The sequence below is a fragment of the Actinoplanes sp. TFC3 genome (assembly GCF_001553785.1).
Classification (GTDB): Bacteria; Actinomycetota; Actinomycetes; order Mycobacteriales; family Micromonosporaceae; genus Actinoplanes.
The window spans coordinates 34,891-48,647 of sequence record NZ_LOJP01000014.1 but is presented as its reverse complement, the minus strand read 5'-3'; the positions used below and the strand labels follow the sequence as shown (position 1 = coordinate 48,647).

The following is a 13,757-nucleotide window of genomic DNA, read 5'->3' as shown; positions in this document are numbered from 1 at the left end:
GATTGCTCGTCAAGGTCGCGCGGCGCCAGGTCAGGACCGGGTGTACGCACCCGCCTCGATGTCCTCGATCAGCGTCGGGCCGCTCGGGTGCCAGGAGAGCGACTCCCTCGTGGCGATGCTGGTGGCCTGCATGTCCATGGCGAAGAACCGGCCGATGAAACCGAAGTGCTCGACCGCGTCCTGCGGCGCCACCGAGGTGACCGGCAGGCCCAGCGTGCGCCCGATGGCCTCGGCGATCTCGCGGGTGGGGATGCCCGGCTCGGCCGCAGCGTGCGGGCGGGTGCCGGCCGGGGCATGCTCCAGGCCGAGGCGCACCAGGCGGGCGGCGTCCGAGCGGTGCACGGCGGACCAGGCGTTGGTGCCCTCACCGATGTACGCCGAGACGCCGTGCTTGCGGGCCGCGGCCACGATCAGCGCGATGAAGCCGTGGTCGCCGGTGCCGTGCACGGTCGGGGCGAAACGGGCGGCGATGGTGCGCACGCCGCGCGAGACGGAGTCCAGGGCCAGGTTCTCCCCGCCGCCGCGCGCTGATTCCGGGCCGGTGAACGGCGACGGATCCTGCTCGGTCGACGGACGCCCCTCGCTGAGCCCGGCCAGGCCGGAGGCGAGAACGAACGGGCGGTTGGTGCCGGCCAGCGCCTCGGTGAAGGTCTCCACGGCGGCGCGCTCGGCGCGGTTGGACTCGGCCGGGTTGGCGAAGTCGTGCTTGTTGGCCAGGTGGATGACCGCGTCGGCCTCGGTGGCGCCGCGGCGCAGGGCCTCCAGATCGTCGAGGTCGGCTTGCAGCACGGTGGCGTGCTGGGCCTTGAGCGCCGCGGCGCCCTTGTCGGAGCGAGCCAGCCCGACGACGTCGTGGCCGGCCGCGATGAGCTCGTCGACGGTGGCAGAGCCGATCCAGCCGGTGGCTCCGGTGACGAATACCCGCATGAGGGTGACCTCCTGATGTCAGTGACTGAAATCAGCGTACACCCTGATGTCAGAGTCTGACATCGGTAGTCTCCGGTCCGGACTCAGGCGTTTAGGATGGGGCCCATGGCTAGGTGGCAAGGTGGTGCGGACGCGCGCCTGGGGCAAGCGGCGCTGGAGTTGTTCGCCGACCGCGGGTTCGACGGCGTGACGGTCGCCGAGATCGCCGCCCGGGCCGGGCTGACCGAGCGCACCTTCTTCCGCTACTTCACCGACAAACGCGAAGTGCTCTTCTCCGGGCAGGCCGACTTTCAGAACGCGTTCCTCGACCAGCTCGGCAACACCGGTGACCCGATGGCCATGGTCGAGCGGGCTCTCGACGGCGCGGCCACCCTGTTCCCCGAGGAGCGCCGCGCCTGGTCCCGCGCGCGGCAAGGTGTCATCGACGCGGACGAGGCCTTCCAGGAACGCGAGCGGCACAAGCTGTCCTCGGTCGCGGCTGCCCTGACGACGGCCCTGACCGAGCGCGGGATCGACCCGGTGACAGCGGCGCTGGCGGCCGAGAGCGGTGTGACGGTGTTCCGTACGGCCTTCATCGCCTGGCTCACCGAGGGGGAGCAGCGGCCATTCGCCGAGATTCAGCGCGCGGTGTTCGAGAAGCTGGTCGCGCTGACATCCGGCCGCTGAGCGCCGCACGCCGGTGCTACGGTGTCGGCCTACTCGAGGAGGTGAACCCCGTGAACGTCGTAACCATGTGGGTGCCTCCTCGCGTTGCCCAGCCTGGGAGCTGAGCCGGGGGCGCCCCGTTCTCGAAGGGCCACACCTGTGCAGACACTGCGATTCACCGCCGAGTCCTCGTTGGACGCCATCATCGAGCGGGACTTCACCCTCGGATCGATTCCCGGCGTGCTGTGGTCGCCGCCCTCGGCTGCCGGCCGGGCACCGCTGGTGCTGATGGGCCACGGCGGCGGCACCCACAAGAAGGCCCCGGCCATGAGCGGGCGGGCGCGGCTGCTGGTGGCCGGGTGCGGCTTGCATGTTGCCGTCATCGACGCCCCCGGCCACGGCGACCGGACGCGCTCGGAGCACGACGAGAAAGAGATCGCCGAGCTGTTCCGGGCTCGGGCGGCAGGGGAGCCGGAGGGCCCGATCGTGGTGCGCTACAACACTTGTCTGGCCACTCTGGCCGTACCCGAATGGCATGCAGTCCTGGACGCTCTGCTCTGCTGGCTGGGCGGGGAACGGCGGGTCGGGTACTTCGGGTTGAACATGGCCACCGCTATCGGGGTGCCGTTTGTGGCCTCCGAACCGCGCATCTCGGCGGCTGTCTTCGGGCAGCACTGGCCTGACGCGTTAGCCGAGACAGCCCGGCGGATCACCGTGCCGATCGAGTACGTGATGCAGTGGGACGACGAGCACATCCCTCGCTCCTCGGCGCTGGAGCTGTTCGACGCCTTCGGTTCACCGGAGAAAACGCTGCATGCCAATGCGGGACGGCACAAGGACTTACCGCGCTTCGAGGCCGAAAGCGCGGTCCGGTTCTTCGCCCGGCACCTCAGCGCGCCCCCTCCATCAGCCGGCTGATCGGGCGCACCGCCGTGCCCAGCGCGACCGACAGCGACAGGTCGACCGGGGGCAGCAGCAGCTCGGCGAGGCTGGCGCTGGCACAGGCGGGTTGCGCAGTCATGGGCGTCGACTGACCGCCGCGCCCGGTGGTCAAACCGCCGAGGCCACCTGGTCGCGTCCGGCGTGCTTGGCGGCGTACAGGGCACGGTCGGCGGCCAGCACCAGGTCGTCCACGCTCAGGCAGGGATCCGGGATGCCGGCCAGGCCCACCGACACCGTGACGGTGCGCAGCCGCCCCGGACCCACGGCGATCGGGGCGGCGGCAATGCCCCGGCGGACCCGCTCACCGACCAGGCGGGCCTCGGTCAGGTCGGTGCCGGGCAGCACAACCGCGAACTCCTCGCCGCCGTAGCGCGCCACCAGATCCCCGGGCCGCACGAGCCGGCGCAGGCGATCAGCCACCTCCATGAGCACCTGGTCGCCGACGCTGTGGCCGTACGTGTCGTTGACGGTCTTGAAGTGATCGACGTCCAGCAGCAGCATCGCGACCGGCGCGCCCGAGCGCACCGAACGGGCGGTCTCGGTGTGCAGGGCCTGCGTGAGGTAACCGCGGCTGCGCAGCCCGGTAAGGCCGTCGGTGATCGCCGCGATCCGCTGGGCCTGCACGAGACCGGCCATGCGGGCGAGCACGAGCAGGAACAGCAGCGCGCACACGATGGTGCCGGACAGGATCGGGGCCCCGGCGCCACGCAGATGCTGCACCAGCATGGTGCCGGGCGCCAGCAGCGCTGCGGCGGCGAGCAGAGCCAGCCGCCCCGGGGTGGCGTCCGGGGTCATCACCGGGCTCGGCGCGATCATCGTGGTCATGGACGGGTGCAGCAGGCCCGCGGCGAGAATGAACTAGGCGGCCATCCAGATCGCGTCCACATAGGTCGCTACCATGTACGAGCCGCTGAGCGCCTGCACGCTGTAGGTGATGTCGGCGACCAGGGTGAGGGCGAGGCAGGTGCCCACCGTGGCGAGCGACACCGTACGCGGCCCGGCCCCGATCAGCAGCCGGGCGCCCACCGCGATCAGCAGCAGGTCGCCGATCGGGTACGCCAGCGCGACCAGGGTGTCGCTGCGCTCGCCGCCGGCCGCCAGCGTGGGCGAGATGACCAGCGCGTACACCAGGAAACCGGCGCCTACCGCGACGATGGCGGTGTCCACCAGCCCGGCCAGATCCCAGCCCGGGGTGCGCCGGCGCACGAGCACGACGAGCCCGGCGGCCAGCAGCAGGTACGTGGTCAGGTAGGCCAGGTCGGACAGGTTGAGGTAGGTGACGCGCTCGGTGGTCAGCGTGGTGATCCAGAACATCAGGTCACCGATCACCCCGGTCACCGCGCCGGCGGCGATGAGCAGCAGCCCGCCGCGGACCTGCAGGTGCCGGCGCGCGGCCAGCAGCGCGGCGACGGCCATGCTCGCGTCCGCGCTGGCGTACATCATGGCCTGCTCGGGTTCCCAGCCCGGACCGTGCGAGAGCAGCGCGTAGTACAAAGCGATGGTGACGGGCGCCGCGACCAGGAACCACTGCCAGCCGGCCAGGCGCCGGGGCAGGGCGAGGACGTCGGATCTGCTCATGGCCTCCAGCGTGGGGCCGGAGGGGGTCTCACAACGGTCCGGGACGGGTGCGAATCAGGTGTGCGGGCAGCTACCGGATCCAGCGGTAACGGTAGGGCTGGTACGCGCTACGCACCGCCGCGATCGTCACGACTTTGCGGCGCATGTCGTAGCGGCGGCTGCTCTGCTCGATGACCCACAGCCGGGTGCGGGCCGGGTTCGCCCAGGCCTGCACCAGCTGCACGTGCTCCTGCGAGCGGTCGCGGGGCACCAGGTGCAGCAGCGCGTCGCCGCGGCGCACGTCGGCCCAGCGGACCCGGTTCGCCACCGCCGGGATCTCCCAGGTGACCAGAGCGCGGCCCAGACCGGGTGCGGCCGGGTCGATCGCCCAGGCCATCGACACCATGCCGGAGCAGTCGGGGCGGTAGCGCCGGCCGCGGTTGACGTCCCAGCGCGCGTCGGCGTTGCTCTGCGAGTACTGGATGCCGCGCCGCAGCCAGTCGGCGGCGCGGGCGATGACCTGGTTGCGGGTGATCGTCCCGCCGTAGTGCACGGCCGCCGCGGCTGCGGGTGGCGGGGCCGCCAGCACGGCGCCGGCGGTGGCCAGGGTCAGGATCCAGGACAGGCGATGTCGTACGGGCATGCCTGTCAGCATGTCGCGCCGGGCCCGGCGGTGGGTCAGCTTTGCGTGATCCAATCCGGATGGGCCTGCAGGAAGGTGGCCACGGTGTCCTTCTTGACCGAGCGCAGCAGGTCCATGGTGTCGTCGCTGAGGATCTCGACGTCGCCCAGGCCCGCGATCGAGTCGGAGTTGAAGGTGCCGGCGTTGGTCTTGATGGTGACCAGGTCGTCGGGGTTGGTGTTCTTCATCGCGAATGCCCAGTCCTCCAGCGGGATCCCGCCGCCGTCGACGGTCATGGTCTTGCCGATCGCCGACAGCAGGCTGGGCAGCTTGGTCGGCTGGTTGAAGCCCGACTTGACCGCCTGCTTGAGGATCGCCTTGAGCAGCTGCTGCTGGTGGCGCTGGCGGCCGTAGTCGGAGTCCTTGTTGGCCAGCAGATCACGCTGGCGGGCGTAGTCGTGCGCCTCGACCGGGGTGAAGCAGTGGTCGCCCTTCTTGTAGAAGTTGGCGGTCACCCCCGGCACCTTGCGCGGGTGCAGCCCGGCCGAGTCGGTGGTGTACGGCACCGCCTGCTTGCCGTCGGCGGTGTGCCCCACGTGGATCGACGTGACGTCCTCGTCGACGTACATGCAGACCTGGCCCAGGACGTTCACCACATCCTTGAAGCCGGTGAAGTCGATGATCGCGCCCGCGTCGGGGGTGATGCCGGTCAGCTTCTGCACGGTCAGGGTGAGCAGCTCGAAGCCGTGCGCCTCAGCCGCGGCGCCTTCCAGGCCACGGCTGCCGTACGCGAACGCTGAATTGATCTTGTTGTGCCCGCCGGCGTATTTCTGCTTGCCGTTGTCGTAGGCCGGGATCTCGACGTAGCTGTCGCGCGGCAGTGACACCAGATAGACCGGTGAATGGTCGGCCGGCAGGTGCAGCAGGATGATCGAGTCCGACCGGCTCGGTTCTTTGTTCTTCCAGCTCGGCCGGGTGTCCAGCCCGACCAGCAGAATGTTCTTGGCGCCCTTGACGTCGGCGTGCTGGCGCTCGACGGCGGGATTCTGCGGCAGCAGGGGCGTCTCGTTGACCGCGCCGGTCGCCGAACTCAGCACCACGTTGGCAGCGACGATCGAGCCGCCGCTGGCCACCACCAGCACGACACCCAGGCCGACGAGCCACCGCGCCCACAGGGGCGAGCGGCGGCGTTTGGAACGCGCGGTCTTGCTCACGGTGTTCCCTTCGGCAGACGGGCCGACCCTCTGAAGATTGCAGCTGATCGGAGGAGTCGCGCGGCGGCGAATGCTAGCTGACGACTCTGAGCATCATGATCGGCGGCAGCAAGCGGCGGAAACGGCCTTTTATCAGTCAATTCGGCGGCTGGCAGGCCGACACAGACGGGCGATTCGGGCGCGAAGATTCACAGTTGTGACTTGCATCTCTGTCCGGAAATTCGAACCGGTCGCCGGGCCGCGTTCGTACCTGGGGCATGGGGAACGCGCCGGAGCCGGGCGGCGAACACGCCGAGCTGAGCGAAGCCATGCTGCTGGACGGCCCACCCGAGGGCGCCGACCTGCTGCTGCAGCGCACGCTGCGCCGCATCCGCTCCGAGCGGCGAGGCGTTGATCCACCGCGATCTCCGCGGCCTCTATAGTCCTTGCGGCGGGACGGGGCCGGGAGGGCGCGGGGTCATGAGTCTGCTCATACGACGGGCCGGTGCAGCACGATCCCTGCTGGCTGCCGCCGGTGCCCTGGCCCTGATCGCGACCCTGCTGCTCACCGGGCTCGTAGCCTACAGCCGTGAGGTCGTGCGCGCCGGCGCGGCCAGCACCCTGGCCGCCTCGGCTCCCCCCGAACGCGCCGTGCTGGTCCGCGGCTCCGCCGGACGCGACCCGGCCGACCTGGATCGCCGCGACGCCGCCGTGCGCCAGCGCTTCGCCGCCGGTCTGGGCGGGCGCGACGTCGCCGTCTCCGCCGCCGGATACGCCACCGGCCGCGCGTTCTCCGGCCCCACCGGCGACGCCGTGCCCGACTCCGGCGGCGTGGTCTACGCCTCGGTCATGTTCCTCGGCGACCTGAGCGCCCACGCGGTGCTCACCGACGGCGCCTGGCCCGAACCCGGCGCGCAGCAACCGCAGACCGCGGTGGGCGCCGGGGTGGCCCGCGCGCTCGGCCTGGCCGTCGGCGACCGGGTGCCGGTGGTCAACCGCATCAACCAGAAGGTCACCACGCTGCGGGTCAGCGGCATCTGGCGCCCGCACGAGGCCGCCGACCCCTACTTCCAGCTGGCCCCCGACGTGGTCGCCGGGGTGGCACCGAGCTCTGCCACGTACGGGCCGCTGGTAGTGGACCGGGCCGACTTCGCCCGCTCCTTCGCCGGCAACGCCTCGGCCGCCTGGCTCGCCGCTGTCGACCTGAGCGGCGCCGGGGTGACCCAGGTCCGCCGGGCAGCCGACGCCGCCGCCGCCGAACGCGCGGAGCTACCCGCCAAGAGCGGGCTGGGCACCTCGGCCGTGGTCGACACCGGGCTGAGCGGGCTGATCGACCGGCTTGAACGCGCCGACCTGGTGGGCCGCTCCGCACTGGTCACCCCGGTGCTGCTGGTCGCCGTGCTCAGCGGGCTGGCTCTGGTGCTCATCGCCGCGCTGCTCACCGAGCACCGCCGCGCCGAGTCCGCGCTGCTGCGCGCCCGCGGGGCGACCTCCCGCCAGCTCGCCGGGCTGACCGCCGCCGAGGCCCTGGCCGTCGTGGCGCCGGCCGGGCTCATCGCCGCACCGCTTGCCGCCGCCGCCGTGCACCTGGCGGGGCAGCGGCGCTGGTTCGGGCTCACCGAACCCTCCGGGTGGCAGCCCGGCCCGCTGCTCTGGATTGTCGCTGCACTGGCCGCGATCGGGTGCGCCGCCGCCATCACCGTGCCCGTGCTGCGCGGTGGCACCTACGTCGAGGACCTGCAGGCGCGCTCACGGCCCAACCGCCGCGCGGCGCTGCAGCGGGCCGGAGCCGACGTGCTGCTGATCGCGCTGGCCGTGCTCGGCTGGCTGCAGCTGCGCCGCTACGCCTCCCCGCTGTCCGGCGGCCCCAGCGGCGGGCTGGGCATCGACCCGCTGCTGGCTGCGGCGCCTACCCTCGGCATCCTCGCCGGGGCCACGCTCGCGCTGCGGCTGCTGGCCCCCGCCGCGCGGCTGACCGAGCGGCGACTAACCGGCGGTCAGCGCTTCGCGCCGCTGTTCGGCATGTGGCAGGCCGGTCGCCGCCCGCACGCCGGTCCGGTGCTGCTGCTCGCGCTGGCCGTGGCGGCCAGCACTGTCGGCTGGTGCCTGGCCGGGACGGCGAGCCGCTCGGTCAGCGATCAGGCCGACCACGGCGTTGGCGCGGACCTGCGGCTCACTGAGATCTCCGGCGCCGCCCCGGCCGGGCGAGCACAGCGGCTGGCCGCGCTGTCCGGGGTCACCGACGTGCGGCGCGGCTGGCGCGAAAGCGTGCAGGCAAGCATCGGCGAGAGCGCCGCCGACCTGATCGCCATCGACGGCATCGCAGCCGGGGGCAGCGTGCAGATCCGCTCCGATTTGTACGGCGGCGGCGCGAAAGCCCTCAGCACGGTGCTGACCGGGGCCCGGCCCGACGTGTCGCTGGACGCGCTGCCCGCCGGCACCCGGCTGACCGGCCGGGCCGAGGTCATCGGCTCGATGGGAGTCCCCACGATCACCGCCATCGTCGTCGACAGCACCGGCGAGGCGATCCGCATCCCCCTGAGCCCGGGCCGCTTCACCGCGGCCCTGCCCGGCGACGGCACCGGGCTGCGCCTGGCCGGGTTCGTGGCCGACGCCGACGCGTCCTATGTGGCAACCACCATCGAGTTGCGGCTGTCCCAGCTCGCGATCGACGGTAAGGCGCTGCCGCTGGGTGACAAGTGGGCGCTGATGAGCGTCGGGCAGCAACCCGACTCGGTGGTCGTCAGCGGCGCGGCGATCGGCGCCACCGTGCCGGCCGGGGGCCTGGGCCGCGCCAAGGTCACCATCGTGCGGCCGGTGAAGGTGCCACCGGTGCCCATCGTGGCCACCCCCGGCGCCCAGCAGCGCCTGCACCTGAGCGGCGACCGGCCGGTGACCATGCGCATCGGCGGCGCCGACGTGCCGGTGCGCCTGGCCGGCAGCATCGTGGCGGTGCCCGGCTCCGACGACCCCGCCGCGGTGCTGGCCGACCTGCCGACCCTGCAGGCGTACCTGCTGTATCAGGCCGGGATCGTGCACGAGACCCAGGAATGGTGGCTGTCCGTGCCGGCGAGCACCCACACCCAAGCGGCCATGCAGGCCCTGCGGCTCGGCGGGCTGCAGGTGAACGACCGCCGGGAACAGGCGGCGGCCTCGGCTGTGGACTCGTACGGGGTGGGCGGGCGCACCGCGCTGTTCGCCGCCGCGATCGGGGCGCTGCTGCTGGCCGCGGCGGGCGTGCTCGTCGACGTGCGCACCACCACCCGCCGGCGCATCAGCGAGCTGGCCGTGCTGCACACCCTGGGCGCCGGGCCGCGGCTGCTGGCCCGCTCGCTGATGACCGAGCAGGCGTTCCTGGCCGGGACCGGGGTGCTGGCCGGGCTCGCGGTCGGCATCGGGGTGGCCGCGGCGATGGCCCCGCTGATGATCCTCACCCCGCAGGCATCGCGCCCGGTGCCACCGCCGTACCTGGTTGTGGACTGGGTGCGGGCTGGCGGGACCGCGTTGCTGTTGTTCGTGCTCGCCGCAGGGCTCAGCGCGCTGGCCGGGATCACGCTGCGGCGCCGGCTGGCCGCGGCCCGGCTGTACCTGGGAGCCGACAGATGAGCGCGGTGCTGCGCCGGATCCGGGCCTTCGGCGGGCATCTGGGCCTGCTGGCTGCGCTCGCGCTGGTGGCGGCGCTGCTGGTCGCCGGGGTGCCCCGGGTGGCCAACCACTACACCGATCAGGGGCTGCGCTCGGACCTGAGCCGATTGTCGTACCTCAACCGCGACATCGTGTTCGGTTCTGGCTACGACGCGAGCGACAAAAGCCTGCCCTCCGGGGGCGATGCGCTGCTGCCCAGCTACGAACACGACCTGCCCGACCCGCTGCCCGCGCTGGTCGAGGACCGCTGGTACACCGCAGACAGCGAAGTGCCCGGGCAGAACTTGAGCGGCCCGGCGCCGTACACCGGGGTGTGCCGCCCGTCGCTGCGGGTGCGCTACCAGAGCGGCGAGGCCGGGGCCGTACGCGTGGTCGAGGGCGCGGCACCGGTCAGTGACACCACCACCGTGCGAGCAATGGTGTCGCGCGCGGACGCCAAGCAGCTCGGGCTGAAGGTGGGCACCAAGCTGACCGCGGCCGGCACCACCACCGTGCTCATCAGCGGGCTGTTCGAGCCGCTCGACGACGACGCGCCGTACTGGGACACCCAGCGCGTCGAACGCATCGGCTGCCCGCAGGCCGACGACGGGATGACCTGGCAGGGCACCGTGCTCACCGACCTTGAGGGCAGCCGGCTGGCGGTCAAGCAGACCGAGCTGTTCGAGGGCCGGTGGCGCTACCGCCTGGATGTGGACCGCATCACCGCGCCCGGCCTCGACGCGCTGACCACCGCCGTCGTCGACGCCCGGCGCAACCCGCCCCAGGGCCGCACCCTGCGCTCCAATGCAGAACCAGCGCTGCTGGCCTTCGCCAAGGCCCAGTCCGGAGCGCAGGCCACCGTGGCGGTCGTCGAGTCCGGCCTGATCGCCACCGTGCTCGGGCTGATCCTGCTGGCCGCGCTGCTGATGGTCGAACGCCGCCGCGCCGAGTACGCCCTGCTGCGCGCCCGCGGTGCGATCGCCGGCACGGTGGCGCTGCGCACGCTCGCCGAAACCGTGCTGGTGGTCGCCCCGACCGTGCTGCTCGGCTGGCTGTTCTGTGCCCTGCTGCCCGGCCGCGCCGCCGGAAGCGAACCGGCGCTGATCGCTGCGTTGCTGCTGCTCGCCGTCGGGGTGGCTCCGCTGCTGGCCGCGCTGGTCGGGGGCACCGGCGGGCGCCGGCCCGGGCGGCCCGGGTCGCGCCGGCTCGCCGGTGAGGTGTTCGTGCTGCTGCTGGCCGGGCTCGGCGTGGTACTCGTGCGTCAGCGGGGGGTGCAGGACGGCGTGGACCCGTTCCTGTCGGTGGTGCCGGTGCTGCTGGGCGCGGCTGCGGCGCTGGCCGTCGTACGGCTGCTGCCCTGGCCCCTGCGCAAAGCCGGTCGGTTGGCGGCCCGCGCCCGGGGACTCGTCGCCTTCCTCGGGCTGGCCCGCGCCGGCCGCGGCACCCCGCTGTCCGCGGGCCCGGTCGCCGTGCTCATCGTCGCCGCGGCCACCGGCGTGTTCACCGTCGCGGTCAACTCCACCATCAGCGACGCCCGCGACCGGGCCACCGACCGCGCGGTCGGCGCCGACGCCCAGGTGACCGGGTTCGGCTTCGCCGCCGGCACCGACCGGCTGCTCACCCAGGTGCCCGGCGTGGATGCGGCCGTCCCGCTGCTGGCCGGCTCGGGCGCCCAGCTCACCGCAACCTCCGGGCGCCGCGCCCAGGCCCAGCTGGTGATCATCGACGGTGCCGCCGCGAACGACCTGCTGCGCCGCAGCGGCGTGACCGCCCGCATGCCCGGGCCGCTGGCCTCGGCCACCACCAGCGGCCCGATTCAGGCGGTCGTCTCCCCGGACGTCGCCGCCGACATCGGCGCCGGTGGCTCGGTGTCCGTGCAGGGCCGCAGCTACGAGTTCCGCGTCGCCGAGACCACCGCGGAGATCCCCGGCCTGGGAACCGGCACCCGACGGTTCATTGCGCTGCCGTGGCGCTCGGTGCCCGCGCCGGATTTCCAGCCGCTCGTGCCCACCCGCTACCTGCTCGCCGGGCACGACTTCGACAACGACGCGGTGCGCAAGGCGGCCGACGCCGGGCAGCGCGAGTACTACCTCGCCCTGCTGCGGCGCACCATCGACGCCGGCATCACCCAGGTCACCGATCAGCAGCTGCCCCGCCTGGCCGAGATCATCACCTGGGAGCAGCACCGCCAAGAGCTGGAGGACAGCGGTGTGAACGCGCTGCTGACCTTCGTCTTCCTGGCCGGGGCGGTGGGCGCAATCGTGCTGGCCCTGCTCGCCGTCGGGCTCGCGGTGCTGGCCGACGCCCCCGGGCGCGGGCAGGCGCTGTCGCGGCTGCGCACCCTCGGGCTGTCCGGGCGCCAGGGCCGCAACCTGCTGATCCTCGAACTGACCCCGCTGCTGGCGGTCGCCTTTCTGGCCGGTACGGCGGTGGGCTGGCTGCTGCCCCGGCTGATCGGCCCGGCGCTTGGGCTCGACGCGTTCACCGCCGGGGTCGCGCCGCGGGTGGCCGTCGACCCGTGGCTGGCCGTACAAGCCCTGGCGCTGCTGCTGGCCGGGCTTTCCACCGCCGTGCTCGTGGAGACCGCGGCGCACCGCCGGATGGGCCTGGGGGCCTCACTCCGCCTGGGAGAGGACATCTGATGACCGGACCGGATCTCGGCGAGCTGCAACGCCGGGCAGCCCAGCGGGCCGCGGCCCGGGCCGGGGGCACCGACCGGCTGCGCGGGCACATAGTCTGCGACGGGCTGGTGCGCATCTTCAAAACCGAAGGTGTCGAGGTGGTGGCGCTGCAGGGCCTCGACCTGGTCGTGGATCAGGGCGAGCTGCTGGCGATCGTGGGCGCCTCCGGCTCGGGCAAGTCGACGATGCTCAACATCCTGTCCGGGCTCGACGTGCCGACCGCCGGCATCGCCCGGGTGGCCGGCTTCGACCTGCTGACCATGACCTCGCGGCGCCGGCTGCGCTACCGCCGCAAGGTGGCCGGGTTCGTGTGGCAGCAGACCGGGCGCAACCTGCTGCCGTACCTGTCCGCCCGCGAGAACGTCGAGCTGCCGATGCGCCTGGCCGGGCGGGCCAGTCGCAAACGGGCCCTGGAACTGCTGGACATGACCGGGGTGGCGCACTGCGCCGACCGGCGGCCCAACCAGATGAGCGGCGGCGAGCAGCAGCGCACGGCGGTGGCGGTCGCGGTGGCCAACGACCCCGAGGTGCTGTTCGCCGACGAGCCGACCGGCGAGCTGGACGAGGCCACCGCCGCCGACGTGTTCGTCGCGCTGCGCACCATCAACGCCGAACTGGGCGTCACCATCGTGATCGTCACTCATGACCATGCGGTGTCGGGCCAGGTCCGGCGCACGGTCGCGATCCGTGACGGCCGCACCGCATCCGAGGTACGCCGCAGCGCCCGCACCGGCGCCGGCGGTGCCGAGGAAATCGTCTCCCAGGAGTACGCGGTGCTCGACCGGGCCGGGCGCATGCAGCTGCCGGCGGGCTTCGTGGACGCGCTGAGCCTCAAGGACCGGGTGCAGTTGACGCTGGAAACCGACCACGTGCAGGTGAGGCCGGGCGATGAGTGACACGCTGATCACAGTCAAGCAACTGAACCGCCACTACGGTACGGGGGACCGCGCCGTGCATGCCGTACGCGACGTGTCCTTCGAAACCGGGCGCGGGGAGCTCGTCGCCGTGCGAGGCCGCTCCGGCGCGGGCAAGACCACGCTGCTCAACCTGATCGGCGGGCTGGACCGCCCCAGCAGCGGCACCATCGAGGTCGACGGGCACGACGTATCCGGCGCGAGGGAGAACGACCTGCTGGGTCTGCGCCGCACCACCATCGGCTTCGTGTTCCAGTCCTTCGGGCTGATCCCGATCCTCAGCGCAGCCGAGAACATCAGCGTGCCGCTGCGCCTGGCCGCTCAGAACCCCGAGGAGCGCGAGGAACGGGTCAGCCTGCTGCTCGAACTGGTTGGGCTCGGCGCCCAGGCCAACCAGCGGCCGTACGAGATGTCCGGCGGTCAGCAGCAGCGCGTGGCGGTGGCCCGCGCCCTGGCCAACGACCCGCCGCTGCTGATCGCCGACGAACCCACCGGCCAGCTCGACTCCGAAACCGGGCGGGCCATCATGGACCTGCTCCGCGCGCTGGTCGACGCCCGCGGCATGACCGCCCTGGTGGCCACGCACGACCCCAGCCTGATGGACCGCGCCGACCGGGTTCTCACCCTGCGCGACGGGCGCCTCGAACCGTGA

Annotated in this window: 13 protein-coding genes; 7 read left to right on the top strand and 6 right to left on the bottom strand. The window is 72.7% G+C overall.

The features are described from left to right. Positions 1-30 precede the first annotated feature (30 nt). Positions 31-927, bottom strand: a complete 897-nt coding sequence (locus TFC3_RS34545; protein ID WP_067510439.1) for an SDR family oxidoreductase — start codon at positions 925-927, stop codon at positions 31-33. Between the two features lie 105 nt (positions 928-1,032). Here TFC3_RS34545 and TFC3_RS34550 point away from each other — a divergent pair, with 105 nt between their 5' ends. Both TFC3_RS34550 and TFC3_RS34555 read left to right on the top strand, forming a co-directional pair. Then, on the top strand, positions 1,033-1,593 hold the full coding sequence (locus TFC3_RS34550) for a TetR family transcriptional regulator (protein WP_067510438.1): 561 nt from the start codon (positions 1,033-1,035) through the stop codon (positions 1,591-1,593). Positions 1,594-1,731: 138 nt separating this feature from the next. Next, positions 1,732-2,490: a S9 family peptidase gene (locus TFC3_RS34555; protein ID WP_067510436.1), complete on the top strand. Its 759-nt coding sequence runs from the start codon at positions 1,732-1,734 to the stop codon at positions 2,488-2,490. On the opposite strand, the gene TFC3_RS40135 is transcribed toward TFC3_RS34555, so the two are convergent. The 5 genes from TFC3_RS40135 to TFC3_RS34575 form a co-directional block, all read right to left on the bottom strand. After that, entirely contained in the window at positions 2,462-2,593 is a 132-nt protein-coding gene (locus TFC3_RS40135; RefSeq protein ID WP_255363823.1) for a hypothetical protein, read from the bottom strand. The genes TFC3_RS34555 and TFC3_RS40135 overlap by 29 nt on opposite strands. A 29-nt stretch (positions 2,594-2,622) precedes the next feature. Further along, complete coding sequence (locus TFC3_RS34560) at positions 2,623-3,339, bottom strand: GGDEF domain-containing protein (RefSeq protein WP_067510434.1); 717 nt, start codon at positions 3,337-3,339, stop codon at positions 2,623-2,625. Between the two features lie 33 nt (positions 3,340-3,372). Continuing rightward, complete coding sequence (locus tag TFC3_RS34565) at positions 3,373-4,092, bottom strand: hypothetical protein (protein WP_067510432.1); 720 nt, start codon at positions 4,090-4,092, stop codon at positions 3,373-3,375. A gap of 70 nt (positions 4,093-4,162) precedes the next feature. After that, on the bottom strand, positions 4,163-4,714 hold the full coding sequence (locus tag TFC3_RS34570; RefSeq protein ID WP_153040632.1) for a hypothetical protein: 552 nt from the start codon (positions 4,712-4,714) through the stop codon (positions 4,163-4,165). A gap of 35 nt (positions 4,715-4,749) precedes the next feature. Then, on the bottom strand, positions 4,750-5,907 hold the full coding sequence (locus tag TFC3_RS34575; protein WP_067510428.1) for an LCP family protein: 1,158 nt from the start codon (positions 5,905-5,907) through the stop codon (positions 4,750-4,752). A 257-nt stretch (positions 5,908-6,164) separates the two neighbouring features. Here TFC3_RS34575 and TFC3_RS38925 point away from each other — a divergent pair, with 257 nt between their 5' ends. Genes TFC3_RS38925 through TFC3_RS34595 form a run of 5 tightly spaced genes read left to right on the top strand, consistent with a single transcriptional unit; the run spans position 6,165 to position 13,757 of the window. Continuing rightward, positions 6,165-6,329 (top strand): hypothetical protein, encoded by a 165-nt coding sequence (locus TFC3_RS38925; protein WP_201787316.1) that lies wholly within the window; start codon positions 6,165-6,167, stop codon positions 6,327-6,329. 37 nt (positions 6,330-6,366) lie between these two features. Beyond that, complete coding sequence (locus TFC3_RS34580) at positions 6,367-9,492, top strand: ABC transporter permease (RefSeq protein WP_067510426.1); 3,126 nt, start codon at positions 6,367-6,369, stop codon at positions 9,490-9,492. Further along, a complete protein-coding gene (locus TFC3_RS34585; RefSeq protein WP_067510424.1) occupies positions 9,489-12,152 on the top strand; it encodes an FtsX-like permease family protein in 2,664 nt (887 codons plus the stop codon). The genes TFC3_RS34580 and TFC3_RS34585 overlap by 4 nt, the downstream gene beginning before the upstream one ends. After that, positions 12,152-13,087: an ABC transporter ATP-binding protein gene (locus TFC3_RS34590; protein WP_082772761.1), complete on the top strand. Its 936-nt coding sequence runs from the start codon at positions 12,152-12,154 to the stop codon at positions 13,085-13,087. Before TFC3_RS34585 ends, TFC3_RS34590 begins: the two co-directional genes overlap by 1 nt. Beyond that, positions 13,080-13,757 (top strand): ABC transporter ATP-binding protein, encoded by a 678-nt coding sequence (locus TFC3_RS34595; RefSeq protein ID WP_067510422.1) that lies wholly within the window; start codon positions 13,080-13,082, stop codon positions 13,755-13,757. Before TFC3_RS34590 ends, TFC3_RS34595 begins: the two co-directional genes overlap by 8 nt.

Excerpts from the sequence above, each read along its gene's own strand:
- TFC3_RS34545 (WP_067510439.1), bottom strand. The coding sequence starts at position 927 with ATGCGGGTATTCGTCACCGGAGCCACCGGCTGGATCGGCTCTGCCACC.
- TFC3_RS34550 (WP_067510438.1), top strand. The coding sequence starts at position 1,033 with ATGGCTAGGTGGCAAGGTGGTGCGGACGCGCGCCTGGGGCAAGCGGCG.
- TFC3_RS40135 (WP_255363823.1), bottom strand. The coding sequence starts at position 2,593 with ATGACTGCGCAACCCGCCTGTGCCAGCGCCAGCCTCGCCGAGCTGCTG.
- TFC3_RS34560 (WP_067510434.1), bottom strand. The coding sequence starts at position 3,339 with ATGACCACGATGATCGCGCCGAGCCCGGTGATGACCCCGGACGCCACC.
- TFC3_RS34565 (WP_067510432.1), bottom strand. The coding sequence starts at position 4,092 with ATGAGCAGATCCGACGTCCTCGCCCTGCCCCGGCGCCTGGCCGGCTGG.
- TFC3_RS34570 (WP_153040632.1), bottom strand. The coding sequence starts at position 4,714 with ATGCCCGTACGACATCGCCTGTCCTGGATCCTGACCCTGGCCACCGCC.
- TFC3_RS38925 (WP_201787316.1), top strand. The coding sequence starts at position 6,165 with ATGGGGAACGCGCCGGAGCCGGGCGGCGAACACGCCGAGCTGAGCGAA.
- TFC3_RS34580 (WP_067510426.1), top strand. The coding sequence starts at position 6,367 with ATGAGTCTGCTCATACGACGGGCCGGTGCAGCACGATCCCTGCTGGCT.
- TFC3_RS34585 (WP_067510424.1), top strand. The coding sequence starts at position 9,489 with ATGAGCGCGGTGCTGCGCCGGATCCGGGCCTTCGGCGGGCATCTGGGC.
- TFC3_RS34590 (WP_082772761.1), top strand. The coding sequence starts at position 12,152 with ATGACCGGACCGGATCTCGGCGAGCTGCAACGCCGGGCAGCCCAGCGG.
- TFC3_RS34595 (WP_067510422.1), top strand. The coding sequence starts at position 13,080 with ATGAGTGACACGCTGATCACAGTCAAGCAACTGAACCGCCACTACGGT.